The organism is Oceanobacillus sp. FSL K6-2867 (assembly GCF_037963145.1).
GTDB lineage: Bacteria > Bacillota > Bacilli > Bacillales > Amphibacillaceae > Oceanobacillus.
Map to the genome: position 1 here is coordinate 1,049,106 of NZ_CP150144.1, position 26,923 is coordinate 1,076,028.

Consider the following 26,923-nt stretch of genomic DNA (forward strand, 5'->3'; position numbering starts at 1 on the left):
GCTATCGTAACCACGATGCACGTAATTTATTTATCTTGACTCATCGCTTTCTTTAACCTAGGAGCAACCTCCGTTGCGAGTAACTCTATATTTTTCTGTACTTTATCAAACGGCAGTCCACCGATATCGATTTGTGCCAGAAAACGCGTGTGGCCGTATAACTTATGCTGTCTAAGGATCTTATCGACAACTTGTTCCGGACTTCCAACAAATAATGCTGTTTCAGGACTGGCAACCTGTTCAAAGTCACTTCTTGTCATTCGCGTTCCCATGCCACGCTGGCGATTGACATAATTCCAGTAGTTGGCGTAATACGGATAAAACTCATCCTTGGCTGCTTCTGTTGTTTCAGCAATGTAAGTATGCCCTGTGACACCAACTGTTAATGTATCTGGAGAATGTCCTGCCTCCAATCCCGCCTTGCGATAGATATCAACCAGCGGCTTAAAACGCATTGGATCGCCACCCAATATCGCGATCGCCATACCTACACCGAGCCTCCCCGCACGAGCAGCACTTTCCGGTGTCCCGCCAACTCCAATCCAGATTGGCAATTTCCTTTGTACAGGACGTGGTGAAATTTCCGCATTTTTTAATGCTGAACGAAACTTTCCATTCCAAGAAACGATTTCATTTTCATTGAGCTTTAAAAGTAAATCCATATGCTCGCTAAACAGTTCATTATAATCATTTGTATCATAACCAAACAATGGGAAAGATTCGATAAAAGCTCCTCGTCCAGCTAAAATTTCTGCACGTCCATTTGAAATTAAATCCAATGTAGCAAAGTCTTCAAATAAGCGAACAGGGTCAAGTGTGCTGATAACACTGGTAGCGCTCGTTAATCGAATCTGATTTGTCGCATTAGCAATAGCAGCTAATACCACAGCTGGTGAGGAAACCGCATAATCTAAGCGATGATGCTCCCCTATCCCAAATACATCCAGATCGGTTTCTTCTGCCAGCTTTGCCGCTTTAATAATTTCGTCTATTCGCTGTTTCATGTCTACTGTTTTTCCAGTTACGGGATCTGGTCCTATATCCGCAAGTGTGTAAATCCCTATTTCAATCCCATTTTCTTTTAATGTTGACAATGCTTCTTCCACCTCTTAGATCGTTAACTCAATCCGATTTCCGGACGGATCATACGCAATTTTCCTTCCTGCTTCTTCGGTTACAAAAACGCCGATTTTTTTCAAGTTAACGATTGTTTCTTTAATCGCTTCTTCATTCGGTAAAACAAGTGTATAGGATTCCATACCTACACTGTTTTCAGCTGGCTTCGGTGCTCCAACTCCATTCCATGTATTGACACCGATGTGGTGATGGTAGTTGTCTTTTGATAGGAATAGCGCCTGTCTTCCATAGCGATTCACAACATCAAATCCAAGACCTTTCACATAAAATTCCTCTGTCTTTTCTAATTCAGAAACATGTAAATGGATATGCCCCATTAGTGTGTCTTCAGGCAGTCCTTCCCATGTTTCACCTGGTACACGATTCTTTAGTAACCTGTCAAAATCCAATGGGTCAACTGCCATTGCAACTTCTTCATCGGTCCAGCTCCATTCTGATGGATCACGATCAATATAGATTTCAATCTCGTTTCCATCAGGGTCATGTAAATAAAGTGCTTCGCTTACAAGGTGGTCTGAGGAACCAAAACGAATACCTTTTTCTGAAAAATGCACAACAATATTAGCCAAATCTTTTTTCTCAGGCAATAGCAGGGCAAAATGATACAACCCTGTTGTTCTCCCTTGTTTTGGAACCACATCTTCTGGCTGTGTCAGTGATAAGATACTTGTCTTTCCGTCAGTAGTCAGTTTTGCAGTATCAGCTGTTTGTTCTAATATATTGAAACCAATTATTTCTTGATAATACTTTAAAGATCTGGCTAAATTTTCTACTTTTATGTTTACATGTCCAACGAACGTCGTTGGTTTGCTATGGAATCCCATGTTCATCCTCCTCTTTTGTTTTAAGTTAAATGTTTTTCAGCTTTGTCTACTGTATTGAATCAGCCCTTCTATCCATAACCTTCCCTATTTCCGATTTATTCTTTTTTCATTTTTATCAGTTAATTACTTTATGTAACATAGTTTATTATTACTATTAAGTATTGTCAAGTAATAAATTTTACATTTATAACAAATTCACATTCTATGTTATACTATAAATAAGCGAGGTGAATTTAAATGGCACAACCGACAATTTGTCCAAAGTTTGAAAAAGCCATCTCACTGTTAAGTCAAAGATGGACGGCATTAGTAGTTTATCAATTATTACTAGGAACACAGCGCTTTAGTGAAATTCAATCAGCTATTGGCATAAGTGGAAAAGTATTATCCGACCGTTTAAAGGATTTAGAGCAGCAAGATATCGTAAAGCGTGAAGTTATACCAGATACACCAGTCATTATTGAATACTCTCTAACAGAAAAAGGGCGTTCAATGGAACCAATATTGCGAACGATTGAGAGCTGGTCACAAGATTGGTTTCAATCAGAATCTGAGGTATGAAAGATTGGGTATCAGTTAATAAGAAAGGGCTGCCCTCCAAAATCATGCTGACTGATTTTTTGGGGACAACCCTTTTTCTTTACTCTTTTTTATTTAAAATTTCATCAATTGCTTGCAGTTCTTCTTTCGATAAATGAATGTCACTTGCTTTAACATTTTCACGAATACGCTCTTTACGTTTACCACCTGGAATTACTGCATCTACGCCTTCTTGAGCAAGCAGCCATGCCAGTGCTAAATTCGGCAGCGTCGCATCCTTACGTGCAGCAAACTTGTTTAATTCATCTATTTTATCAAGTGTTTGAATATATTGTTCACCTTGGAATAATGGAACCGATTGGCGCCAGTCTCCCGCATCTAATTTAGTCTCTTTTGTAAATCCTCCGCCCAGTAAACCAAATGCTAATGGACCATATGGAATAAAAGAAATATTATTTTCTCTAGTGTATGGCAATAATTCTTCCTCAGCTGACCGATCTAACATATTGTATGGTGATTGCAATACAGAAATATCGCCATGTGCATTCGCTTCTTTTAACTGCTCAAGTGATAAATTAGAAACCCCAATCGACCGAATTTTACCTTCTTCCTTTAGACGGACTAATTCACCAATTGATTCAGAAAACGGCGTTTTATTATCTGGGAAATGTAAATAATACAGGTCTACATAGTCTAATTGCAGCCTCTGTAAACTTCTCTCAGCCGCTTCTCTTAAATATTCAGGGCGATTATCGGTTTTTACATCATTTAAATTCGCAAAATTTTGTGCTCCCTTTGTTGCAATAACAATATCATCCCGCCTGAATTCTTTTAATACTTCACCAACTAATTCCTCTGAACGGCCAAGACCATAAATGTCAGCAGTATCAATAAATTGTACACCAAGGTTAAGTGCTTCTCTTACTAAATCTTTTCCATCTTGTTCATTTAAGTTCTGGAATAAATTATGACCGCCAACTGCATTTGTGCCAAGCCCAATTGTCGATACTTCCAAATTTGATTTTTTTAGTTTTGTATAGTTCACGTTTTTTTCCTCCTTGTACTTTATTAACTATAGGATAATTTCTGAATATAAAAATTACAAATATTCCTGCTGAAGTTTCAAATAATGAAACTCCCTATCATTATTTTGTAGGAAGCAATCAAAACACCTATACTACAGAAGACGGGGTGATAATGAAATGGTACAAAATCAGGTTTCTACATTGAGAAAAGGTCTTCTCGTATTAGAGCTGGTTAAACAAAATGAGGGAATTACATTAGCCGAAATGATGAAGGAGCTTCATTTAAGTAAGTCTACAGCATTCCGATTATTAACGACCCTTGAAGAAATGAAATATATCTATAAAATACAAACAAAATATTTCTTTAATCCAAAAGTATTTCTTGATGAATCTGAAAAACACTCCTCAAGAGGGTGGACATCGCTACGTTCCATTTACCAAGCAGCGCAAAACCTGCAAATGAGCACCTATTTAGGAAAAGCAGATGGTACCGACTTAGTTATGACACAGGTTTTACATACCCCTTTCCTGCAATCAGCAGAGGAAGAAATGGGTAATCGCTCCAAATTGCATCAATCGGCGCTAGGAAAAGTAATCTTAGCACATTTAGAGGAAGCTAAATTAACTTCCCTACTCGATAAAATGGCATTGGAACCCGCTACAGTCAATACGTTTCAAGACTCCCAATTATTTCGTTATCATTTAAAGGTAATACATGAAGATGGCTATGCTTTTGATGACGAAGAACGAGCGGTTGGTCTCCGTTGTGTTGCTGTACCAGTATTTCGCAATAAGAAAGTCATTGCTGCATTAGCTATTGCAGCACCTACAGATCAACTGTCACGAAACAGTGTCAAACAAATTGCTGCAAAATTAAACGTTGGCAGTAAAGCAATTACACAAGAATTAGAGGCCTTAGATAATATACATTAATTTATTTAACGGAGGAATAACATGAAAAGCAATGTTCAGCATTTATTTCAGGATTTTACATTTAAAAATGGTGTCCATGTAAGAAATCGTCTGATGATGGCGCCAATGACGACTTTCTCTGCAGATAGCAATGACTATGTTTCACAAGAGGAGCTTGATTATTATAAAGAACGTGCTAATGGCGTCGGTACAATCATTACTGCTTGTGCCTATGTTTCAAAAAATGGTAAAGGCTTTGATCGTCAAATGGGGATCGATCATGATGGCACAATTGATGGTCTTACAAAGCTTGCTGAAGTTATCCATTCTGGTGGAGCAAAAGGTGTTGTTCAGCTTTACCATGGAGGACGTTTAGCGGTACCAAGACTTACTCCAAATAGGGAAACCGTTAGTGCTAGTACGGTACCACCCCTCGGCGACCGCGGGTTTTATAGTATTGAGCAAGCACCGCGAGCTTTAACAACAGAAGAAGTATATGAAATTATCGCAGATTTTGGTGAGGCAACACGCCGTGCAATCGTGGCAGGATTTGATGGTGTTGAGCTGCACGGAGCAACAGGTTACTTACTCCAACAATTTGTTTCGCCTCATTCCAACCTTAGAACAGATGAATTTCAAGATCGTCATTTATTTGCATTAAAATTAATCGATGAAGTAAAACAAGTCGTCAAAAAACATGCAACAAAGCCGTTCCTCATCGGTTACCGCTTTTCACCAGAAGAGCCAGAAACACCGGGAATTACAATGAAAGAAACCTTTGCGCTAATCGATGCCCTGATTGGGGCTGACCTTGATTATCTGCATATTGCAACGACGAATGCGTGGGCAAAAGCTCGCCGAGGCATTGAAAGTGAAAAATCACGTACCGAGTTAATTACCGAATTCGTTAATGGGCGTGTGCCAGTAATTGGCGTCGGGAACATTCACACGCCAGATGACGCTGCATTTGTTTTGGAAAAAGGAAAAACAGACTTTATTGCGCTAGGAAGAGCTGTTGTTGTTGACCCGCATTGGGTAGAAAAAGCAAATGCTGGTAAAGAAAATACGATTATTCATCACCTAACGGAAAACGATCAACATGAAGCAGTTATCCCAACACCATTGTGGAAATTAATTTTAGAAGTTAAAGGCTGGTTCCCAGTTAAAGAAACACAGGAAAGCATGTATTGATTTTTTCATGATGCATCTAAAAAAAAGCTTCTCAAGTCTGCTGACATAATAAAACATGAAAATCCCTTATATAAAATAACCGTCTTCAGGCAGTGCACAAATGGATGTTCCATGCATTGTTTAATAACCAACAATCCTTATCTTGCTTGGCAGATAGGTAAAGTATAGAACTTTCCTATCTGCATAAGTGCAACTGACAGCTCTTTTTTCGTGTGATGACTTTGTGTGAAAGGAAAGACAAGAGCAAAACTTTCCAAAGCGATGTTCAAAAACGAGTTCATTTAGGTTTATCTTTTGATTAAATACCTTTGTACCAAGCTTCTACCTAAATGTCTTTAAATCTCTTGTATATGTGTATGCTTAAATTCATCGGAATACTTTAATCCGTAGCTGAATAATCGATCCATAAAGATATGTGCAAACCAAATGATAGATAATAAAAGCAAGAAATCTTTTGCGAAAATGATCGAGCAAAAAATAAATAATAAAGGCAATATAAAACTATGACCAATGTTATAAACGGTTGCACCTACTTTATTGTTCCATGCATATCCAATCATTGTAATATCGGGAACAAATAACAGCACAAAAAATAACCATATTGGAAAATCCAGCAAAACATACATGTAAAATGAGAATACAAAAGCAATTCCATTTTCTGTTCGAACCATTCGCTGATTAGTCATTAAATCCTCCCGATTGAATATTATTGAAAAATCCAAACAATAATTCTTCAATAACTTCTTTGTTTCTTTCGTATTTTCCTTCGTTGATTAATTCCTTAATTCGATGCACTACTTTTAATGCTTGCTGATAGAACCGAATCTTTTCTTCAAGGTTAATCATTTTTTCATCTAATAACGAAACGGTAGAAACGTTGCATTCGATTGAAATTGGTTGATCTCTTAACAGAAGTACTTGTTGAATCTCTTTAATGGTAAAACCTAATTGCTTTAATACAATGATAAATTGTAACTGTTTCTCACAGGCTACATCATATTCCCGGTAACCATTTTCCCGCCTTTTCGGAACTAAAATGTTTTCCTTCTCATAGTAACGAACCGTATCCGGCTGAATATGGTATTTTGCAGCAAAGTCTTTAATTTGCATAGCAGCAAGCCTCCCATAAAAATAATAACATTGGAGAAAACTCCAAGGTCAATAGTGAATTTCTGTGCGGACTGTGATGGCAAAATATATCTTTGCAGAGCAAACGGCTGCTATAAATAAGTACAAAACTATTCTATCTGTTCTACGTACCGAAAGGATCTAGATCTTTACTTATGCGAAGAAACCCACCTATTACAACCCTAGTAACAATTGTACAATTATTGATTTGTATTGAATATACTTCTTATATGAAACTGCTCAATTTGCCCATTCAGCTTTAAATATATAGTCTATGGTTTGTAAAATTCCCTTTCAGTTCAATAATCATAATTTCTGGGGTTTTAACTTATGTATGATTAGCCTAGCCTTGAAAATAATAAGATTATCTCTGCTATTAAAAGAAGAGGATAGGTGATATAAATGGCATTTAATCCCCCAAAGAAAACGGCTAGACTTGCTGTTGAACACGGTGCAAAAAAGGCAAATTTGCCGATTTTAACTCAATCCATATTGGGATTTTTAGCAGGAGCATTTGTTGCTTTTGGATTTTTGTTAGATATACGGGTTACAGGTAATCTACCAGTGGAAATTTGGGGATCATTGGGGTCATTTATTGGAGCATCTGTCTTTCCTGTGGGTCTTATTTTTGTACTATTGGCCGGTGGAGAGCTATTAACAGGAAATATGATGGCTGTAACAACAGCAAGATTTGCAGGTAAAATTAAAACAACATACTTAATTAAGAACTGGACCATTGTGGCTATTACTAATTTTATTGGTTCGATATTTGTTGCATATTTCTTTGGTCATCTTCTAGGCTTAACAGAAACTGGCCCTTATCTAGAAGCGACCGTTGCCATTGCTGAGGCAAAAATAGCGGATCCATTTATGCTTGCGTTTCTATCCGGTATAGGTGCTAATTGGCTGGTTTGTTTAGCAGTATGGCTTTGCTACGCAGCTGATGATGTTACAGGTAAAATCCTTGGTATTTGGTTTCCAATTATGGCCTTTGTAGCAATCGGGTTTCAGCACGTTGTTGCAAATATGTTTGTTATTCCAGCCGCTATCTTTGCCGGGTATTTTACCTGGGGAGAGTATTTGATAAACTTCGTAGCTGTTTTTCTTGGAAATGCTGTTGGCGGAGCCTTTTTTGTGGGCGGATTATACTATTTAGCGTATATCCGTGAAAAGGTTTAACACTTAGTAGAACTATTAGATGAACTTGAGAATCGCCGGTTGGATGAAAAAGACATATAAAAACCCAGGCTTTTATGATATGCCTGGGTTTTCCTCATTTTGCAGCGAAGCAGGGTGGATAAGGTTATCGGTGCAATCTGAACAAACGTCTAATATTCTATAGGGGCGCTGTTCATTTTCGGTTTCCTCTTCCCTGCCACATACTTCACAAATTCTAGGCAAATGAAAAACCTCCCTTTTAGAGGTTGTTCAAAAAGTCCGGTAAAAATGACACGTCGAATTTCTTCGTTGGCTTGTTTTTCCGTTCCTCACGTATTAATTACATACGTTCCGGTACTCAAAACTTCACCGCCTCGAACTTCTCGGTCTTTTTATCCTCCTATTTGAACATACACTTTTACATGTCATCCTCCAGTTTATTTACTTCATAACCTAGGTCTTTTACTGCTTGTTCGAAATCCATTAGTGATCCTGCGTCCTCATCATAAGAAATAATCGCTTCATTGGTTTGCGTATTAATTTTAATATTGCGAACTCCCCACACGTCATGCAAGGCATCGCTTACTTTCCTTTCATCTTCCTTTTTTAGATCTGGAATAGAAAGTTTATGTGTTATCATTTTCATCACCTTCACTTAAGAAGTATGTTTTTGAGATAATCCTTCACCCATACCACTTAAAAATTGAATCATCGCATTAAAGGAATTTCTTACTTCAATATCTTTTGTTGACTTATAGAGGTTCCACATTCCAATATTTTCATTGTAATTGGAGGCTTCTGTCATTCTTTCTAATCCTTTATTTACCCCATTAAAGATTGCCTTTATTTGATCGGGATCCATATCGGAAAGCAATTGAATGGTGCTCATTCCATTTTTGATAATATTATGCATCCCAGTTTGGTTCAGTTGTTCAACGGCAATTGCGCCTACTTTTTCACGTGTGCGCAGCAAACCTTTAAGCATATCAAGAACTCCAAAATCATGGAGTTCTTTTAATATAATAAGGGTATCTTCAATAGCTTCACGGTTTTCCGCAATTTGTTTAATTATAGCTTGCAGGTCTTGTGCACGTTCTTCCTCTTCACTAAGTTGTTTTTTCTCAATTTGCCTTATTGCCCTTGCCACGTAAACCACCCTCTCTTCTTATCACTTCAGGTATCGGCGTAAAATCATCTCTTCTCCATTTTTTCTCTACTTCTACACCGATATGTGGTTGTGGATTACCGAAACGGTGATTATTTTTTGGCAATGGAGATTCGCCTGTTTTCTCGAGCACTTCCATTCTTACTTGTGCCTCTTTATAATTTGGTGTATGTGTGTCTTTGTCATAGTAACTGCTTGTTAACGCATTTACTGCTTTTTCGTATTCCACGGTGTTCATAGGCAGGTACAGTTCATTCCCCGTTACTCTTTCAGATACCAATACACGCACTTTCACTTTTCCATAAGGGGAAATGAGACGGACGAGTGAACCGGTCTCGACATTTCTTTCTTCTGCTAGTTCTTTTGAAACCTCAAGCCATGGCTCGGAAACCATCTGATTAATTCCGGCTGATTTATTAGTCATATTGCCTTCATGAAATTGTTCCAAAAGTCGTCCATTGTTTAGGTGAAGATCAAATTCTTTCCCAAACTCCATTGGTGGAGTCCAATCAACTGGGAATAATTTTGCTTTACCATCTTTAGATTTAAATTCTTCTTCATATAACAATGGTGTGCTTTCTCCGTTTGGTTTAACAGGCCAAATTTGGCTATCCCACCCTTCAAGAAGATCATAGCTTACACCTGCGAAAATAGGAGCTAATTTAGCTACTTCCGCCATAATTTCAGATGGGTGTTCATACTTCCAGTCAGCTCCACATTTATTTGCAAATTCCTGGAAGATTTGCCAGTCTGGTTTACAATCACCTAATGGTTCTAATACTTGGTAAAAGCGTTGGATTCTTCTTTCTGTGTTTACAAAAGTTCCTTCCTTTTCCAAACTAGGAGCAGCTGGTAAAACAATATCTGCGAATTGGGCCGTTTTAGAGAAGAAAATATCTTGCACCACAAAGAATTCCAGTTTTTCAAATGCTTCATGTACGAAATTAATATTGGAATCAACCAATGCCATTTCTTCACCGAATAAGTACATGCCTTTTATGTTACCATCCATAATACCATCCACGATTTGGTGGTTATCCAGACCAGGATTTTTAGGCAGCTTTGTTCCCCATGCTTTTTCATAGCGTCCACGTACTAAATCATTTTCAATCGGTTCATATCCTGGCAGCCAGTTTGGCATCGTTCCAAAATCACTTGCTCCTTGTACATTATTGTGACCACGAAGCGGATAAGCACCTGCTGCAGGTTTACCAAAATTTCCTGTGACCAATAAAAGGTTTGCAATTGCGGTACTTGTGTCTGTACCGCCAAGGTGTTGTGTTACACCCATAGCCCAAAGAATACATGTACCATTTGATTCGTGTATCATTTTTGCTACTTTTATTAATGTATCTTTCGAGATACCTGTCACTTTTTCCGCATAATCAAGCGTGAATTTTTCTAACGATTGTTTATACTCCTCTACTTGATTAACACGTTTTTGTAAAAACGCTTCATCTTCCCATCCTTGATCAAGAGTATACTTTGTAACAGCGGACAGCCATACTAAGTCTGTTCCCGGTTTTGGATGAATGTATAAATCTGCTCTATCAGCCAGTTCATTCTTCCGCAAATCTGATACGATCAGTTTCTGACCATGTAATTTATGTGCCCGTTTCACCCTTGTTGCCAATACGGGATGGGATTCGGAAGGATTTGCGCCAACAACCATTACTAAATCAGCTGCCGCGATGTCCTTGATTGTCCCAGAATCCCCACCAATACCAACTGTGCGCATAAGTCCAGCTGATGCAGGAGTTTGACAGTATCTTGAGCAATTATCAACATTATTAGATTGAAAAATGGAACGAGCTAGTTTTTGGAATAGGAAGTTTTCCTCGTTTGTACATTTAGAAGACGCAATAAAACCAAGCTTGTCGCCACCTTCTTTTTCTTTAATTTCCATAAACTTCTCGGCCATTAAGCTCAGCGCTTCTTCCCAGGTTGCCTCGTGAAATTTATCTCCTTTACGAATCAATGGTTTGGTAAGGCGCTCCTCACTATTCACAAAATCCCAACCGAATTTCCCTTTGACACAAGTAGAAATTCCGTTAACCGGTGCATCACTCTGAGGTTGAACTTTAAGAATATCTCTACCTTTTGTCCATACTTCAAAACTACAACCTACCCCACAATAAGTACAAACCGTTTTTGTCTTCTTAATCCGATCTTCACGCATCGCCGCTTCAACATTGGAGATGGTGAAGATTTCCTTATACCCTGGTTCCACTTCTTTTGTTAGATCAATCATTGGTTCAAGAATATTATTTGGTATTCCCGTCATGTACCCAGCTTCACCGAGCATGGATTTTTCCATTAGAGCGTTACAAGGACATACGGAAACACAATGTCCACATGATACACAAGAAGATTCATTAATTGGCACATCATTATCCCAAATGACCCTTGGGTGTTCCCGATCCCAATCAATGCTAAGCACTTCACTTACTTGCAAGTCCTGACATGCCTCCACGCACAACCCACATTTGATACATTGATCAGGCTCATATCGATAAAATGGATGTGAATTATCTGGAGGATACGGTTTGGGTGTAAATTCGTATTTTTGGTGCTCTAGTTCTAAGTATTCTGCAGTATTATGTACCACACAATTTCCATTGTTATTATCACAAACAGTACAATAAAGCTCATGGTCCTTCAGAATACGTGACATACCCTCTAACTGTGCTTCTTTTGCTGTTTCTGACACAGAGTTTACAACCATATCGGGTTCCGCTTTTGTCGCACATGCTCGTCTTAATTGCCCATTGACTTCTACAAAGCATGTGTCACAAGTTTGAATAGTTCCTATACCTAGATCTGGTTGTGACGAACAAATACCGGGAATATAAATATTGCTTTCTAAAGCTGCCTCTAAAATAAATTGCCCATCTTTTGCTTCGATTGTAATGTCATTTACGGTTATTTGGAAACTACGACTTTCCATAAAAATCCCTCACCACCTTATTTTCCTTTATATGAAAGTATTTACTAAAAAGTTTAAAATATAACTGGAGTTTGTAAACAAGGTGAGTGAGGACATAGTGCTTTTGATGCTATTTAATTTTGATTTTCGCACGGAGAGTTGCGCGTAGAATAGTCGTCAGCTGGTTTAAAGTATTTTTAATATGGTGGTAGTAAAATTAATTAGGTGAAAGACCTTCAGCTTAGTTTTTTATAGCCCACTTCACCATAAAAAAAGCCCGCTATCTTTCAAATGATTGCGGGCTTGTGACAATCCAAGCTTAGATTTTCGTAAAATTCAATAGACCTTTTTAAATTACTTACTGGTAAATGTTCTTCATATAATCCTTTAATCATTAAAAATTGTTCGCCTGTTGTCTTTCGTGGAATTAACTTTTATACCACTGTACTGCTTTAGCTTCCATTTCTTTCACAAAATGATCTTTACCATTAATATAAGATTCCATATCGTATGGAAATTGTTTTGCCAGATTTTCTTTCAAAGCACCATAAGCCTCTTTTAAATCTGGATGGCTTCTTAAATAATCCCGAAATGCTAAATGCCGCTTTATTTCGTCACTACCCACTTGAAAAATATGAACATGATGGGTACGATTGCTGCCCTCTTTTTGGAAATACCTTCGTCCAGGTATTCCATTTTCCCCTTTTGCTTCATATCCAATGCGTTTCATTTCTTCATTGAATTTTTCAACTAGGTTAATTTCTTTAACAACAGGCATAATGTCTATTACTGGTTTAGCTTTCAACCCTTGTATGGATGTACTGCCAATGTGGTGAATATCTAATAGCTGATTTCCGAAAATAGGTTTTAACTTTTCTGCCTCTTTCGCAAACATGTAAGTCCATTGTTCAGTATATGAACACACTTCAACTTTTCTCACTGTCACACTTCTCCCTGCAATGAATTTAAGATAAACAAGACTAATTATGCTATGCTCTATTTGATTGCATTCAAATTTCAGTGCAGAATCTCTTATATTTTCCTATACATGCTTTTTGCAACGCTGCAAGATTAATTTCTTCATCTTAAGAAATGCCTGATTAATTCTTGCGCGTTATTCTGGTGCGCTATTTTGCAGCATTCTTACCATCATCTCTCTTGAAACAATTTGTTTCCGGCTCTATCTAAGTCAACTTCACAACACTGTTATATCATCATTTGATTAGCCATCGATTAAATCTTTCACCCAATTAATTCCCTCATTAACAAATTCCTCTGTTGGATTTGTATGTGGCGTATGCTCAAAAACAAAAAACACATCCGAATTTGTCGACAGCTCGTAAATTAGATTTGCTACTTTAAAATGTTTGTTATCTAATTCGTGTGATGGATGAACAGGCACCCAAATATATTTATTGTTATGAAACTCAACATTGTGCAGATGAACTACCATAATATGCTTTTTCCATTTTTTGATATAACTCTTCGCTTCATCGCCAGTCGCTAATAGATAATCACCAATATCAATACAAAGCTTTATTCCATATTTATCCCAAGTTTCTACAGGAAAATCATTAAGTGCTTTAATCCCAAACGCAGACCTGTTAAGCCCTAATTTTGGTTCACATACAATTGATATCGAATATCTCTCTTGCAGCTGTTGTAATCTTATTAACCCGTCTTCAATCAATTTAGCAGTATCTATTTCCTTTTCTTCTTTAAAATAAGGAAAGTGAACTAAAATATATGCCGCACCTAACTTGGACATATATTTTACTTCCGATTCAAACTGTCTCCAGGCTTGTTCAGGTTGGTAATTTACCTTTTCCAGCAAATCATATTTGCTTTGATTTCTGTACAAGGGAGAATGCAATCCAAATGTTACATTTTCCTTATCCAGTAATTCTGTGAAATAACGAAAGGAATCCTCACTTGGAAACTCACCAATTTCAATATGACTCACATTATCCATATCAAATAATAAAGTGAACCTCCCAGGATCTGTCATAATTGTACTGCCAGAAAGTCCTATATGATGATGCATTTTATGTATACTCTCCTCTCAAATATTAGAGCTGTATTGGGTTCTAATTATACTAAATATAAAGATAATTTTATATAGAAGGAAATAAAAAATCCTTGTCATTAATACAGACCTTTTTTGCGACATTACTTTTTCAGCCTGCATATTCTCGCAGAAGTTAGGAGAACTTATAGTGAGGAGGGGTTCTATGGATCAAGAATTTTTATCTGTTGAAGAGTTTAACACTTTAATTCAGCAGTGGAGCGGAAGAACGATTAAAATTATTAAGCATGAATTGGAAGATATCGATCAAACAGTACTGAATCTGCAGAGTATTTCCTATGACCAAAACTTGCGCAGAATCGATGACTACGTACCAAAACATAATTTACTTTTAAATGGAGACGGGCAAATAGAAACGCTAACTACAATGAGCAACGCGCCACTTCCATCATCCAGTTATGAAATCCCCCTGCAGGACGATTCTCTCTATGAATTTAATGGGGAGACATTTGTCATTACTACGAATCGTGGCGTTTATAAAATTGAATTGGCGTAAATGGCAATAAAAAGGGCTTGTAATTAGCCCTTTTAGTGTCTGTTGATAAATAAATTTACTCTGATAAAACTTCGATCATAAATACTCTGTGACCTTCAACATAGAATAATTTAAATGATTTAAATTCATAAATCCCTTCTATCAGATTGCTTCTTGGCTTTTAATCCTTTTAAAATTAAAATCCTCTTACTCCTGTTCCCTTTTTCCTGAAGTTTTCTAATCTCTTCAGTTTGTATTTATTTTTCTCAAAGCGTCATAGATGGTAAATAGTGCTGCAAAGCTCATAATACCTGTTAACAGTTCCAAACTAATTCGCCCTTTGCAGTTAATTCAATATCACTGTATCACGAAATGGAATTCCAAAATAACTATACTTTATCTGCACCTCACTTATGGGCTCGCTATGAAAAACCGTAATCCCGTAAATGGTGTCCTCTTTAGTGGCTGTACCACCATCTTGCTTTTCAAAATTAGCTGTTGGAGATGTCCCAGTTTTAATCGTGATACCCTCTAAACCACGTATCCCATATTTGTCAAATTCCTCACGATTGTATTCATTCGTTATAAAAAAGCCTTGTAAAGCATTGCTAACCTGTATATTTGCAGTGGATGGTTTTTCATTATTATTTATTGAAACGTTTAATTGTTTTAAATCACCAAGACCTTTATTGCCAACACCTATAACAACCCCGTGTTTGTTTTCACTGGAAGCGAGTGTGCCAATCTCTAAAGGCGGATTCAGTTTCACATACAAATAAGCCCCGCCAAAGGCAATTGCTGCAATTAAAATCGGTATCCATAATTTCTTTTTCATTTCTCAATCTCACCCCTTAATCCTTTCCATCTTTTCCCTTAAATTTATGTTATATTATAAATAGAATTTTTGGAATGATTTTAAGCGAAAAAACTTAAGTTATATTTCATGTGAAAGAAATAGCTGTAAGGAAAGTGAGGATTGCGTTATGAAGAGGGGATTACTCGGTCTGGTACCATTGTTATTCATATTATTTGCATGCCAGAAACAGCAATTGGAAATGAATTATTATTTATCCCTGTTGGGCGAGAGTGAGATCTGGAAATTGACTGGTTATGAAATAATGTTAACCTCAGATGAAATAAAAATCGGAAATGGAAAGCTGATAATGAAGGAAAAAAATGAATTTATTACAGATTCCTTTAGCTTCAACACATATGCTGTTATTAATGGGGAAGATCAAAGAATTCATGCTGGCTCAGTCTCTGGACGCACAGACATTAGAGAGCAAACGACCGGCACATTAGAAGGTGACGAACACATTGATTTCGATGAATTAAGTGATATTTACATGATAGTTGAATGGTGGAATCCTAATGAAAATAATAATGATAAAGAGCGAATTAATTTATATCAAAAATCAGGAAAAGATGAAACGTTTTTAAATGAAGCATCCTTTTAAGAGAAATGGAGACCAATCTGGAATTCTCCATTTCTCTTAGATTAATTTAGTTTTTAACTCACTGATATTTATTTTCCAACAAATATTGAGTACTCAACTGGTTTAACGAACCCCAGCTTTGCAGCCAATTTTATGGAACTAATATTATTCACATCACAATCCCAGCCAGGTGTTAATCCTCTTTCCGAACACTTATCAATAAATAGCTCTCCTAAAATAGATGCGAAACCTTTCCCAGCATATTGATTCTGTGTCACTATATCAATTTCTGCAAAGGATTGACCGATAAAGATAGAAGTACACTCACTTACTACTTCCCTATCATCATTTATTACACAGAAACCGAACCCATATTTCAGGAAGTTTGAAATCCCATCCCAATACTGTTCATAATAACTCTTTTTAAAATGAGAACTCATTTCAATGGTTTCTTTGCTAATTTTCCTGATTGTAAATCCACCAGGTAACTGCTTTTTAATAACTGGGTAATCTCTTATGTTAAATTCAAATGAGTATCTCTTCATCTGAAATATTTCCCCTTTAAATAGCTGACATATAACACTGTCCCAATTTCCTGTAGCTGAAAATAAAGTGAATCTTGCTCTCTCACTAGTATGCTGTTTGTACCAAGTGAAAAATGCATCATTAAATGCAGTGTTGCATTCATTACCACCGATAAAATATACACCGTTTTTAGTACCAATTAAAACTGTTGTCGGTTGAACTTGATCATCTGCATACACAATTCCAGAGATTATGTTGTCCACAACAGAATAAACAAATGTTGGACACCTTCTCGAATTCTCTATTAACACAGGTAGGACGCGATAATAATCTGTTTCCTTTAGCATTTCCATTGTAAACAAACCCTTTGCCTAGATTACTCATTTATTATAAATAATAATAGCTTACTAATCTTAAAATAGTTCAGCTAAAACCTCTTTTAGCTCAATTAAGTCATCGATAACAAAGTCAGCCTTGGCCAACTCATCTACTTGTGCAAAATCAAAATTACAACCAATTGAAACTAATCCATTGTCTTTCGCCGCTTTTATATCTGATAGACGATCTCCTATTACTGCTCCGTTGGAAATATCATATTTTTTTATAATATCCTGTACTAAGTCTGACTTATTCAATGATTTTATTTGTTGAATACTAAATGTTTCGGTAACCCAATTATCCAATTGATAATACCTTACAATTGTTTTTAAATATTCCTTTAAACCATTACTAGCTATATAAATGGACCAATTATTCTTCGTTAAATGACTGAAGACTTCTTTAACATTAGGATATAAAGCACCTTTACTATTATTTATATTTTCGATTAATCTTTCCAAGAAATAAACATCCGTTTGTTCTCTTACATCTATGGAATGATCAGGCAGCAGTGTTTCCCATACTTTAGGTAATGGGACGCCCATAATTTCCCGATATTTTTCAATGGGGGTTTCCCCCTCCCATTTACCTTGCGTTCGCAAATAGTTAAACGTGTCGTCAAGAGATAACTCTAATATTCTATCTGTTTGAAAAAGCGTCCCATCCATATCAAAGATTAGTGATTTCGGCATATTTTTTACCTCTCCCATTAAAATTACTGATTACGCTCAAGCAATGCTGCTATATATTAATGAATGCTTAACACCTCAATTAAATCAATGATTTTCTCATCTGTAACTGGTTCTATGTATACTAGCTCCGTATTTTCAATAATATTTTCCATTTGCTCGATGATTTCATTTTTATCTATATCATCTGGAGGAGGAAAACCACCATACCAGCGTGATGGAACATTATATACATCAATTGTGCCGTCACCATTACCACTATAAGTTACTGATCCATCAACTATGCGAGAGCCACTGAGCTGGATGACATCCTCTGGATAACTGACATCGGTATCATCATCTGGATTCAGTGGTTCACCAGCTGGAATATGTAAGACATTCAATTCATCTATTTCTTGATCTGGACCAAGCTGCAGCCAAACTCGGGCATATTCAATTTCCTCAGAAGAATATTTCGACAATCGATTTTCTTTTACACTCTCAGATGTGGCAACTGAATCGTCATTGCTGGTATCTTCTGCTGCTGCTTCACTTGGAGTATTCGTTGTAATTTTTTCTCTTTCTGTCAACGATTCCGTGTCCTCCAGCTCTTCATCTTGGCTGCTTTTCTCTGCACCGTTAATTTCCTCAGGTTCTTCTAGTGTTGAGGCACTTTCTGCAAGAACTGCTTCTGATTCTTCCTTCATACCGCTCGAACAGCCGACAAGCAATAGACTTAATATTAGTAGAGCTGCATCGTAATAGAAAAACCTTTTTACACACTTCATTTAACCATTCCTTTCTGCATCCCAAGTCATACAGAGGTATAACCACCCCTTGCATTGTCTATATAAAATATTATATATCTCGGGTTCGATAAAGGCGAAGTTGTTGCCTATAGTGGTCCTAACTCGATTTAAAATGCTTCAAACAATCTGCCTTTCCAATTTAACTAGACGCAAGAAGTGGTTGGGGAGTATAAAAAAATAACCTTTTCCTAGAAAAACACCTTATCTTTAAATCACCTAAACAGATAAGTTTCAACTTTTTCATTCCCAGTAGCCTAATCTGATTATTTTTCATTTCATCTTCTCCATATTTATTTCAACATTTTTCATATAGATAGTCGTTTTCGGAGTCATAAAATTAGTAAATTCATAATCTGCCTCAAATGTCTATTTTTCTTAGACTTTTTTTGGTTTTAACATTTAAATGTTAAAATTTTGTCAAACTTAAAAATCCTATGCTGTGGTAATCTTAATCTATTGCCAAGAGAATTAAACTGCGGGTAATTGAAGTTATTCATCAAGGAGTTGATAGGAAATGGCTTGGATAAGTATTCTTGTTATAGTGGCTGGAGCAATTCTTAAATTTTTAACGAGCCCTCCAAGTGCTCTGGTTGGATGGTTCTTAAGTAAATTTGAACTGCACCCAAAACTTGATTCAAAAGATATTACTGTAACAATTAACGGTAATCCATTAGAAGCGGAAGAAAAAGATAAATTTACGGACTACTTTAATGAAGCACAGTTCTTAAATCGTAATCCTATATTCCAGGGAAATGAAGAATTATATCTAAATCCAGATACGGAAGTTATTCCATTTATTATCAACATAAAAAGGCGAAGCAAGGAAATTAATTTCTTTGTTTATAATGACAATAAAGATGACCACATTTTTGTAGTCAAGCAGAAGAAGAAAAAAGTTGCATCTTATAACCTTAGATCTTTATATCTGCAACAATTTGCATCTTCATACCGAATAAATGAAACTGCCTGATTTGAATAAAACTGATCTATATCTATGCATCTTCTCGGCTCCATCCTAACTAGATGCCACTCTTTTACAGCCACCTGCTACTAAATCAGGTGGCTGTAAAGCTACCTCCTCTTACATTCTGTTTTCCAATATAATTCAAATTAAATGTTTAGTAATATACTGAAATATAAACTATTAGTCCAATAGCTGCACTTTATTTAATTCCTTAGCTAAAGATTCAATCGTTAATCTAATTAACAAATCCTCTCAATCAAAAAAACCCATATGTGTTTTCTCCTGCTTATAGTAATCTAATCTGTCTTGTAATGTCCCTGTATGAAACTCAAATTTATGCCGTCTGGATCCATAAAATAAATAGACTTTTTATCTCGCTCATCTCTTGGCCGGCCTGACAAGATGTTTACATTTAATCTTTTTAGCTTGTCGTACATTTTATCAAATTCTTGTTCTTCAATTGAAAAGGCGATATGTGTGTACGATTGGTTTATGTCATTACGGGGTATAGCTTTCTCTTCATTCAGAGCAAGCCACATTACATTTAAATCAAAGTAGGCAGTGCTTATATTCGTGGGCCCCGGGGTAACCGTCACAATAAAGCAGTATATAATAAAAGATGTTATATCCATGATGAAAACTCCTTTCAAGCGTAGTTCTCATATCAATATACATCTAAAGCTTTTTGGGGATATAGTATATTATTGCAAAACCAAGGAAAAAAGCTGCCTTTAGGACAGACAGCTCTTCTTTTACAATCGTATAACTTAGTCTTGTTCTCCAATATCAATAAAATAATGATCCTTTCGGTAAGACATTGCCTCCATAGTCGCTATCAGATTGTCTTCATGAAAAACCTCAATCCGATAGAATCCTGTACGAAAATTCCGTTTTACCTCTGTTGCACGGGCTGCTAATTTGTCTCCAGGCTTAGCTGATTCCATAAACTGTATGGTTGTATTTACCCCGAGAGATGTTTTTCCATAGGCATTGCAAGCTGCCGAAAAGGCATAATCTGCTAAAGCGTAAATAATAGCTCCATGAACTGTGCCATAAGCATTTACCATATGACTTTTCACTTCTAATATTGCTTCAGTGAAGCCCGCTTCAAATTTTGTTAACTGAATTCCAATCGACTGTGCATATGGATCATTTTTTACATGATTTAATATTTGCTCGTAATTTTTTTCATAGATTTGATTCTCATCAATTCGCTTCCCCATCTGGAATTACTCCTTTGTATTTTATATTTCACTCCCAGCACTGATGTATAAAAACTCAAAGAAGTTGGAGCAATTAACGCATTAAAAAATAAGTTGCACTAAAACCATATAAACAATCGTTCCACCAGCTATTGATAGAAGCATTTGTCTTTTCCAAACGTGTAATAACGCAACTACAGCTACGGAAAGAAATTCTGGTATTCCACGATTTCCAGCAAACACACTTATATCTTTAAAACAATAAATAACTAAAAGACCTAATACTGCTGCTGGGAGCACTCTACCGAGATACTGAATATATTTTGGTGTTGGTTTACCGGCTGGGAAAACAAGGAATGGAAGAAACCTGGTAATCATCGTACCTAACACAACCATTGCAATCATAATAATTTGCTGTGTCACACTCATCGTCATGCAGCTTCAGCCTCAACTTTCTCTAAGGATTTTCTGGATAAAGTAAGAACCCCCAATATTGCTATCATTGCAGGGATAATAAAATGACTCCCTCCAAAAACCAAGAGACAGACAATAGATGCACCAAGACCTACAAGTGAACTAGTATGCTTTTCTTCCTTCATCCACTGTTCAAGAAAGATAACGACAAATAGGGCAGTCATAACAAACTCAAGCCCTTCAATATTGAAATTGATAAAAGAACCAAAAACACCGCCTAACGTTGCACCTAATACCCAATAGAAATGGTTAAGCAATGTGACAAAAAACATAACCCAGCCTTTATTAACATCTTTGGGCACATCGATCGTACTATTAATAGCAAATGATTCATCGCAAAGTCCAAAAATCATATAGCCCTTTTTCTTCCCAAGTCCATCATACTTGCCGAGCATGGAAAGACCATAAAATAAATGACGTGCATTTACTGTCAACGTTAGAAAAAGAGCGGTAAGTGGATTAAATGCGCCAATTAATAAACTCGCTGCCACAAACTCCACCGAACCTGCAAATACGATAAGACTAATGATGATAGGGTAAATGGCGCTAAATCCCAATGAATTCATCATGAATCCATAAGCAATACCCAAAAATACAAATCCTGCAAAAATCGGCAATGTTTTTGGATAAGCCACTCGAAATGCAATTATTAATTCTGTTCTTTTCTTCATACAATTCACATCCTGCAAGGTTAACATTTTATCCATCTTATCATAGAAAATCCATACAATGTATAATACAATTGTATGGATTACAATTTTTTGAAAAAGATATATAATTAATAAGATAAAAATTGTTATTCTCTTTTATGTTGCATACGAATTTTAGTAATCTGTAATTCAAGCTAAGACTTTCAGGTTAAAATACATACAATAAATGATATGATTGTATGCACAGAAAGTAGAGGTGTGTGAGATGCCTGTTAATTCATTTGATAATTATCCAATGTCTTGGAAACCTGATAAAAGTATATTGAAGCGACCCTTTTATTCTTCCATTGCTTCCTTGCTGGAGAATGATATAGTAAATGGCTTTTTAGCACCTGGTACAAAGCTACCGCCACAGCGAGAGCTGGCAGATTTTCTTGACTTAAATTTTACTACAATTACTCGTGCCTACAATTTATGTGAAAAAAGAGGTTTAATTTATGCGGTTACTGGAAGTGGTACCTTTGTAGCTCCTAATGCCACCAGATCTATTACGATTTCTAAAGATAGCACGGAAGACCTTATCGAGTTTGGGTTTGTTGCGTCCTTTGAAGAAACGAATACTGTGGTTAAAGATATCATTCCAAAAGTGATAGAAAAAAGCTATTTGGAACAATTGCTCAATTACAATGAACCTACTGGGATTGCGCACCAAAAAGCAGCCGCACTTAATTGGATGAAATCTTTCGGTATAGAAGCGGATCAAGAGCATACAGCAATTGTTTCTGGTACTCAAAATGCATTGGCGATTGCTTTAACCGCTTTGTTTGAACCTGGAAATAGAATTGCAACTGATTTATATACCTATTCCAATTTCATAGAGCTGTCAAAAATCTTGCATATCCAGTTAGTCCCCATTCTCGGAGACCAAGATGGGATGTTACCGGACGAGCTTGATAAACAATGTAGTCAGCTAAATATTCATGGAGTTTTCCTTATGCCCTCCTGCTGCAATCCTACAACGGTTATGATTCCAGACTTTAGAAAAAGGGAGTTAGCAAATATCATTCGTAAGCATCGTTTAATTTTAATTGAGGATGATATCCATGCATATTTGACTGCGGGTATCATTTCGGATTACCAAGGTCCAATGTTCCATTTAATTCCCGAACAGACTGTTTATATTTGCGGAACCTCAAAATCTATATGTTCCGGACTAAGAGTTGCCTATATGGTCTATGGGGATACATTGCGTGAAAGGATCTTGCGGGCGATTTTTAATATAAATGTCAAAACTTCTTCTTTAGATGCTGAAGTGATTACAGAGCTTATTTTATCAGGTAAAGCCCAGGAAATTGTTATGCAAAAGAAACAGCTTGCACAAATAACAAATGACATTTATTTGGAATACTTTCCTTCTAGCGGGAATTTTGGACATCCACTTAGTTTTTATCGTTGGCTTTCTGTTCAAGGGCATCATTATGGAGATAAGTTGGAAAATGAGTTAAAAAAGCGTGGTATCCGAGTCTTTCATTCTGATCGTTTTTTAAGCGGGCAGACTACGCCAGATAAGTATTTACGAATTGCCCTTTCCTCAACAAAATCAGTTGATGAATTGAAAATAGGATTAAACATATTAAAACAGTACCTGGGTTAATGTTTAATCCTATTTTTATTTAAATAAAACTACAGATTAGAATTGAAATACAAATTAACTTTTACTATCCATAAAACTTAAACCCTTAGCGAGCCGCGGAATCCTCTTGCGCCATAGTAGGAATCTGCTCCATTATGATACACAAAGACAGTGTCGTAACGACGATCACAAAAAAGAGCACCACCGAGTTTTCTAATATCAGCAGGTGTTTGCACCCAGCTGGATGTTTTCTTATCGAAGTCTTCCAGTTTCTGCAGCTCTCGGTATTGCTCTTCCGTTAAAAGTTCAATTCCCATCGCCGTTGCCATATCCATAGCACTATTTTCGGGTTTGTGCTTTTTCCTTGCCTCCAGTGCTTCACGGTCATAACAAACACTCCTGCGGCCTTTAGGACTTTCCGCTGAACAATCATAAAAAATGTACTCATCCGTCTCTTTATCATAACCAACAACATCTGGTTCACCACTGCTTTTTTCCATTTCGTTTAGTGACCAAAGTTTTACGGGGTTAACATCAAGTTTTGCTTGGACATCCTCCCATTCAATCTCTTGATGGCGATGCATGTTTTTCTCAAAACGGGCTTTCAATACGCTGAGTAATTCGTCACGCTGTTCCGGTGCTAACTCTTTGTTAACGTTCATTTCATTTTCCTGTGTCATATGTTTCCTCCTAATAGCTTGATTCAGTTTGCAGATCCATTCTTGTACATTAATTGAATAATGGGATTCATCATTTAGCATCATTGTACCAAACTTTTTTATAAATTAGGATCCCTAATAATTTTCATAAGAAACACTACCTTACACTACCTGGATTTCTCTTTTTTAGCCTTTCTTAATTCAACTGCCCTTATTATCTTTTGACTGTAAAAAAACGAGATTTCTTCTACCAGTTTTTCAATCGTATAGTTTCCGTTTCCATTTTTGTATATATCTAAATTAGCATATATTAATTTCAAAAATGCTTTGGCATCTTCCTCTGTTAGATTATCTACCGCATTTAACGTATTTTCAAAATCTGACGTATCTGTTGTTTCTTTCAATTTAGGCCCTCCTAAGTCTCCTAATACGTACTCAGAAAAGTTTCAATTCATATCCTCTCTTTTTTTGACCAAATTATACCAGCGTACCCCACCATGTTTTGATTCAGAAACGCCATGGTTAACAAATCCAAGCTTTTCATAAAAAGCAACTAGTTCCTGTTTACAGGTTAATGTGATTCCCTCTCTATTATTTTCTTTTACGAGTTCCCCCATTGCGTCCATTAAAACACTAGCAACTCCTTGATTCCTAGCCTGTTTGGACACCGCTAATCCTAGGACACTCTGATATCCGCCTTCTATCGGATTCGCTTTGATTTCCTCAAAAAGGTCATCGGTTATATATGGCTGATGAATAATCGGCCCATTAATATAACCAAGCACTTCCCCTTCCTTTTCCGCAACAATAAACGTATCGGGTATCAATTGAATTCTCTTAATAAACGCTTCTTTTGTAGCAGCCTCTTCTTTTGAGAAACCTTCATTCTCAATATGTAACAGCTGCTCTAAATCTGTAGTTTGCACATTTCTTAATGACATCATTTAATCAAGACCCTCTTTTCTGACTGAATACAATAATTTTTCCCTTTTAAATATGTAAATATATAATATCTGTGCCCCGTGGATAGTATCAATAAATTATACGTAATGTGTTACACCATAAACAATTAATCCCGCAATAAATAATCCACAAGTTACAGCACTTAGAAAATACGTTTTGCTTTCTTTCATAAAATTCCATTTCATAATGGTACGGAAAGCGAATAAAATAGCCATACCAATAAAAATGAATAACCTGAGATGATGAAATTCCTGTATTGAAATAATCATCACAATAAAACTAGACCAGTAGAGTACCCTCTCACCATATTTATGTAGTTTGTTTACATATTTACTTTCTAATTCCGCCTTTTCAATATGCAATTTCTTGATTAGACTCCTATTTATAAATTGGTCTAAGATAAGAATACTGAATAAAATGATTAAAATGGATACCACCTTTAAATCCTCTCTTTGCATTCATTAATCATTATTTAATCGATTCATTATTATCATCTTTCTCTATTTCCCAGGTTACGATAAAGCTTCCTTTGACATCATCACCTGTTACAACTATTCTGTAAACACCAGAATCTTGAACCTTTAATCTAACCTTCTTCTCATTAACTTCTGTCATCCCTACTAAATTATTTATCTCGTTTAGTACATGAAATCCATGTCCTCCTCCATTCGTATTGTTAAAATCATGAAAAACGGTAATGGTCTGACCTTCCTTTAAATGAATAGGTATTTCATGTTTTCCATTAAAATATTCAAAAGTTGCTGTATAAGAGTGATCACTCCCTACTTCAACCCAGTTTTCCTTTTCCGTAAAGTCGAAATTCAATAGAATTATAAAAAACAAAGGTGCAATGATCACTGTATATTTAAACGTTTGAGAACGAAAAGATTTATAAGTTCCAAAATAAAATAGTACGGAGCACAAAGCTCCGACTGTACCAGCAATGAACATAATGACACTTAATTCACGTGCCATGAAATAAGCGTAGCCGGCAACGATATATAGCAAGATTTTTACAGAATAGTTTTTCTTGGGAATCTTATATGTAATTAAATCAATAATTATTGAACACGCAATGCCATAAACGTAAACAGTATACAATAGAAATCCATGAGATGTTTCTTCAACATATTCATATAAATCGAAACCAGTTGCAATTAAAAAATAAATAGACATTACTGAGTATAAAAAACCAGCACCTGCTAGCTTTGTTGTCAAATAAAGAAATGCGTTTATTATATTTTGTTTTAGTCCCACCAACAAACCTCCCCTAGAAATTGGCTAGGTTTACGCCACACCTCTGGCCCTTTTATTGAAATACTATTCACCATTAGAAAAAATCTAAGATGGTTTAATTGAATAAATCGCTTGTTCAGCACCAAAGCGAATAATCTTATATTCTAATTGCATACCTAATCTTTCCAAGAGGCTACAAGAACTTATATTTGCAGATTGAGTTTCCGCGACTATTTTTTTTAGTTTTAATTCATATAGAGAGAAATGAATTATTGTTCTGGCTGTCTCTGTTGCATAACCATTTCCCCACCAATTCGGTAATAATTGATAGGATAGTTCAAGGAAAATACTATTATGATGAGGATCTAATGAAACTAAGCCTATAAAATTATTGGATTGTTTTTCCCTTATTACCCAATAAAATGCTTCATCCGACGAATTTAGCATGCTGGTTAATATCGCTGAGGTTGATTCCTCATCCCGTATACCACCCAGGTACCTTCTCACATCCTCATTTAAAAATATTTTTTTTACATCGGCAAAATCATTTTTCCTAAAAAGATTAATATAACATCTCTCAGTTTCAAACATATTTCCTCTTCTCCCCGATTAATTAACCACATTCTATCACCCTAAAATTAATTAAATGTTCTTTCTCTGTACTATCATTTTAATTTAAAACAATTCCGAACAAACTCCAAACTCATTTTATCATAATTATTTGGAAATCTTTTTTCAAATAATCACCTAAAATAACCC

The 26,923-nt window shown here is 36.1% G+C and carries 31 protein-coding genes and 1 pseudogene; 8 read left to right on the forward strand and 24 right to left on the reverse strand.

Annotated features, from left to right (window positions below; translation table 11 throughout):
• Positions 1-26: 26 nt before the first annotated feature.
• Together NSQ77_RS05070 and NSQ77_RS05075 are read right to left on the reverse strand one after the other, a co-directional pair.
• A complete protein-coding gene (locus NSQ77_RS05070) occupies positions 27-1,094 on the reverse strand; it encodes an LLM class flavin-dependent oxidoreductase (RefSeq protein ID WP_339229260.1) in 1,068 nt (355 codons plus the stop codon).
• Between the two features lie 15 nt (positions 1,095-1,109).
• Positions 1,110-1,961, reverse strand: coding sequence for a VOC family protein (locus tag NSQ77_RS05075; RefSeq protein ID WP_339229262.1), 852 nt, complete (start codon positions 1,959-1,961; stop codon positions 1,110-1,112).
• 237 nt (positions 1,962-2,198) lie between these two features.
• On the opposite strand from NSQ77_RS05075, the gene NSQ77_RS05080 reads away from it, so the two are divergent.
• Positions 2,199-2,522 (forward strand): helix-turn-helix domain-containing protein, encoded by a 324-nt coding sequence (locus tag NSQ77_RS05080; protein ID WP_339229264.1) that lies wholly within the window; start codon positions 2,199-2,201, stop codon positions 2,520-2,522.
• 79 nt (positions 2,523-2,601) lie between these two features.
• Here NSQ77_RS05080 and NSQ77_RS05085 read toward each other — a convergent pair whose 3' ends face one another.
• A complete protein-coding gene (locus tag NSQ77_RS05085) occupies positions 2,602-3,546 on the reverse strand; it encodes an aldo/keto reductase (RefSeq protein WP_339229266.1) in 945 nt (314 codons plus the stop codon).
• A gap of 157 nt (positions 3,547-3,703) precedes the next feature.
• Here NSQ77_RS05085 and NSQ77_RS05090 point away from each other — a divergent pair, with 157 nt between their 5' ends.
• Both NSQ77_RS05090 and NSQ77_RS05095 read left to right on the forward strand, forming a co-directional pair.
• Positions 3,704-4,459: an IclR family transcriptional regulator gene (locus tag NSQ77_RS05090; RefSeq protein WP_339229267.1), complete on the forward strand. Its 756-nt coding sequence runs from the start codon at positions 3,704-3,706 to the stop codon at positions 4,457-4,459.
• Positions 4,460-4,480: 21 nt separating this feature from the next.
• A complete protein-coding gene (locus tag NSQ77_RS05095) occupies positions 4,481-5,629 on the forward strand; it encodes an NADH-dependent flavin oxidoreductase (protein ID WP_339229268.1) in 1,149 nt (382 codons plus the stop codon).
• 335 nt (positions 5,630-5,964) lie between these two features.
• Here NSQ77_RS05095 and NSQ77_RS05100 read toward each other — a convergent pair whose 3' ends face one another.
• Both NSQ77_RS05100 and NSQ77_RS05105 read right to left on the reverse strand, forming a co-directional pair.
• Positions 5,965-6,315: a DUF4260 domain-containing protein gene (locus NSQ77_RS05100; RefSeq protein WP_339229270.1), complete on the reverse strand. Its 351-nt coding sequence runs from the start codon at positions 6,313-6,315 to the stop codon at positions 5,965-5,967.
• On the reverse strand, positions 6,308-6,739 hold the full coding sequence (locus tag NSQ77_RS05105; RefSeq protein WP_095313781.1) for a MerR family transcriptional regulator: 432 nt from the start codon (positions 6,737-6,739) through the stop codon (positions 6,308-6,310). Before NSQ77_RS05105 ends, NSQ77_RS05100 begins: the two co-directional genes overlap by 8 nt.
• 420 nt (positions 6,740-7,159) lie before the next feature.
• Between NSQ77_RS05105 and NSQ77_RS05110 the strand changes: the two genes are divergently transcribed.
• Complete coding sequence (locus NSQ77_RS05110; protein ID WP_339229272.1) at positions 7,160-7,936, forward strand: formate/nitrite transporter family protein; 777 nt, start codon at positions 7,160-7,162, stop codon at positions 7,934-7,936.
• Positions 7,937-8,333: 397 nt separating this feature from the next.
• Here NSQ77_RS05110 and NSQ77_RS05115 read toward each other — a convergent pair whose 3' ends face one another.
• From NSQ77_RS05115 to NSQ77_RS05135, 5 genes are all read right to left on the reverse strand, one after another.
• Positions 8,334-8,555, reverse strand: coding sequence for a heavy-metal-associated domain-containing protein (locus NSQ77_RS05115; RefSeq protein WP_339229273.1), 222 nt, complete (start codon positions 8,553-8,555; stop codon positions 8,334-8,336).
• Between the two features lie 15 nt (positions 8,556-8,570).
• Positions 8,571-9,062 carry a hypothetical protein gene (locus NSQ77_RS05120; RefSeq protein ID WP_339229275.1) on the reverse strand — a complete coding sequence of 164 codons (492 nt, stop codon included), beginning with the start codon at positions 9,060-9,062 and terminating at the stop codon, positions 8,571-8,573.
• Positions 9,037-12,027 carry a formate dehydrogenase subunit alpha gene (gene fdhF, locus NSQ77_RS05125; protein WP_339229277.1) on the reverse strand — a complete coding sequence of 997 codons (2,991 nt, stop codon included), beginning with the start codon at positions 12,025-12,027 and terminating at the stop codon, positions 9,037-9,039. The genes NSQ77_RS05120 and fdhF overlap by 26 nt, the downstream gene beginning before the upstream one ends.
• Before the next feature lie 406 nt (positions 12,028-12,433).
• Complete coding sequence (locus NSQ77_RS05130) at positions 12,434-12,946, reverse strand: GrpB family protein (RefSeq protein WP_339229279.1); 513 nt, start codon at positions 12,944-12,946, stop codon at positions 12,434-12,436.
• Positions 12,947-13,228: 282 nt separating this feature from the next.
• A complete protein-coding gene (locus NSQ77_RS05135; RefSeq protein WP_339229281.1) occupies positions 13,229-14,050 on the reverse strand; it encodes a TIM barrel protein in 822 nt (273 codons plus the stop codon).
• Between the two features lie 187 nt (positions 14,051-14,237).
• Here NSQ77_RS05135 and NSQ77_RS05140 point away from each other — a divergent pair, with 187 nt between their 5' ends.
• Positions 14,238-14,588, forward strand: a complete 351-nt coding sequence (locus tag NSQ77_RS05140; protein WP_339229282.1) for a hypothetical protein — start codon at positions 14,238-14,240, stop codon at positions 14,586-14,588.
• 325 nt (positions 14,589-14,913) lie between these two features.
• Here the strand turns inward: NSQ77_RS05140 and NSQ77_RS05145 are convergent, their stop codons facing one another.
• Complete coding sequence (locus NSQ77_RS05145) at positions 14,914-15,402, reverse strand: hypothetical protein (RefSeq protein ID WP_339229284.1); 489 nt, start codon at positions 15,400-15,402, stop codon at positions 14,914-14,916.
• Between the two features lie 148 nt (positions 15,403-15,550).
• Between NSQ77_RS05145 and NSQ77_RS05150 the strand changes: the two genes are divergently transcribed.
• The gene (locus NSQ77_RS05150; RefSeq protein WP_339229286.1) at positions 15,551-16,024 is read left to right on the forward strand and encodes a hypothetical protein; all 474 of its coding nucleotides are present in this window, start codon (positions 15,551-15,553) and stop codon (positions 16,022-16,024) included.
• Positions 16,025-16,092: 68 nt separating this feature from the next.
• On the opposite strand, the gene NSQ77_RS05155 is transcribed toward NSQ77_RS05150, so the two are convergent.
• Genes NSQ77_RS05155 through NSQ77_RS05165 form a run of 3 tightly spaced genes read right to left on the reverse strand, consistent with a single transcriptional unit; the run spans position 16,093 to position 18,362 of the window.
• Complete coding sequence (locus NSQ77_RS05155; RefSeq protein WP_339229288.1) at positions 16,093-16,881, reverse strand: GNAT family N-acetyltransferase; 789 nt, start codon at positions 16,879-16,881, stop codon at positions 16,093-16,095.
• 60 nt (positions 16,882-16,941) lie between these two features.
• On the reverse strand, positions 16,942-17,598 hold the full coding sequence (locus NSQ77_RS05160; protein WP_339229290.1) for an HAD hydrolase-like protein: 657 nt from the start codon (positions 17,596-17,598) through the stop codon (positions 16,942-16,944).
• A 56-nt stretch (positions 17,599-17,654) separates the two neighbouring features.
• A complete protein-coding gene (locus NSQ77_RS05165) occupies positions 17,655-18,362 on the reverse strand; it encodes a hypothetical protein (RefSeq protein WP_339229291.1) in 708 nt (235 codons plus the stop codon).
• A gap of 535 nt (positions 18,363-18,897) precedes the next feature.
• Between NSQ77_RS05165 and NSQ77_RS05170 the strand changes: the two genes are divergently transcribed.
• Positions 18,898-19,353 (forward strand): YfmQ family protein, encoded by a 456-nt coding sequence (locus tag NSQ77_RS05170; RefSeq protein ID WP_339229293.1) that lies wholly within the window; start codon positions 18,898-18,900, stop codon positions 19,351-19,353.
• A gap of 246 nt (positions 19,354-19,599) precedes the next feature.
• Here the strand turns inward: NSQ77_RS05170 and fosB are convergent.
• The 4 genes and pseudogenes from fosB to NSQ77_RS05190 all read right to left on the reverse strand — a co-directional run.
• Positions 19,600-19,913, reverse strand: a pseudogene (gene fosB, locus NSQ77_RS05175) (metallothiol transferase FosB); the annotation flags it as partial.
• 201 nt (positions 19,914-20,114) lie between these two features.
• Positions 20,115-20,570 carry a hotdog fold thioesterase gene (locus NSQ77_RS05180; RefSeq protein WP_339229295.1) on the reverse strand — a complete coding sequence of 152 codons (456 nt, stop codon included), beginning with the start codon at positions 20,568-20,570 and terminating at the stop codon, positions 20,115-20,117.
• Between the two features lie 81 nt (positions 20,571-20,651).
• Positions 20,652-20,984, reverse strand: a complete 333-nt coding sequence (locus NSQ77_RS05185; protein ID WP_339229296.1) for a branched-chain amino acid transporter permease — start codon at positions 20,982-20,984, stop codon at positions 20,652-20,654.
• The gene (locus NSQ77_RS05190; RefSeq protein ID WP_339229297.1) at positions 20,981-21,694 is read right to left on the reverse strand and encodes an AzlC family ABC transporter permease; all 714 of its coding nucleotides are present in this window, start codon (positions 21,692-21,694) and stop codon (positions 20,981-20,983) included. Before NSQ77_RS05190 ends, NSQ77_RS05185 begins: the two co-directional genes overlap by 4 nt.
• A 244-nt stretch (positions 21,695-21,938) precedes the next feature.
• Here NSQ77_RS05190 and NSQ77_RS05195 point away from each other — a divergent pair, with 244 nt between their 5' ends.
• Entirely contained in the window at positions 21,939-23,327 is a 1,389-nt protein-coding gene (locus NSQ77_RS05195) for a PLP-dependent aminotransferase family protein (protein ID WP_339229299.1), read from the forward strand.
• A 77-nt stretch (positions 23,328-23,404) separates the two neighbouring features.
• Here the strand turns inward: NSQ77_RS05195 and NSQ77_RS05200 are convergent, their stop codons facing one another.
• From NSQ77_RS05200 to NSQ77_RS05225, 6 genes are all read right to left on the reverse strand, one after another.
• Positions 23,405-23,986 (reverse strand): DUF4256 domain-containing protein, encoded by a 582-nt coding sequence (locus NSQ77_RS05200; protein ID WP_339229300.1) that lies wholly within the window; start codon positions 23,984-23,986, stop codon positions 23,405-23,407.
• 146 nt (positions 23,987-24,132) lie between these two features.
• On the reverse strand, positions 24,133-24,369 hold the full coding sequence (locus NSQ77_RS05205; protein WP_339229302.1) for a hypothetical protein: 237 nt from the start codon (positions 24,367-24,369) through the stop codon (positions 24,133-24,135).
• Positions 24,370-24,411: 42 nt separating this feature from the next.
• The gene (locus NSQ77_RS05210; RefSeq protein ID WP_339229303.1) at positions 24,412-24,909 is read right to left on the reverse strand and encodes a GNAT family N-acetyltransferase; all 498 of its coding nucleotides are present in this window, start codon (positions 24,907-24,909) and stop codon (positions 24,412-24,414) included.
• 96 nt (positions 24,910-25,005) lie between these two features.
• Positions 25,006-25,365 (reverse strand): DUF4181 domain-containing protein, encoded by a 360-nt coding sequence (locus NSQ77_RS05215; protein ID WP_339229305.1) that lies wholly within the window; start codon positions 25,363-25,365, stop codon positions 25,006-25,008.
• 31 nt (positions 25,366-25,396) lie between these two features.
• Entirely contained in the window at positions 25,397-26,185 is a 789-nt protein-coding gene (locus tag NSQ77_RS05220) for a hypothetical protein (protein WP_339229307.1), read from the reverse strand.
• Between the two features lie 84 nt (positions 26,186-26,269).
• The gene (locus NSQ77_RS05225) at positions 26,270-26,755 is read right to left on the reverse strand and encodes a GNAT family N-acetyltransferase (RefSeq protein ID WP_339229309.1); all 486 of its coding nucleotides are present in this window, start codon (positions 26,753-26,755) and stop codon (positions 26,270-26,272) included.
• Between the last annotated feature and the right edge of the window lie 168 nt (positions 26,756-26,923).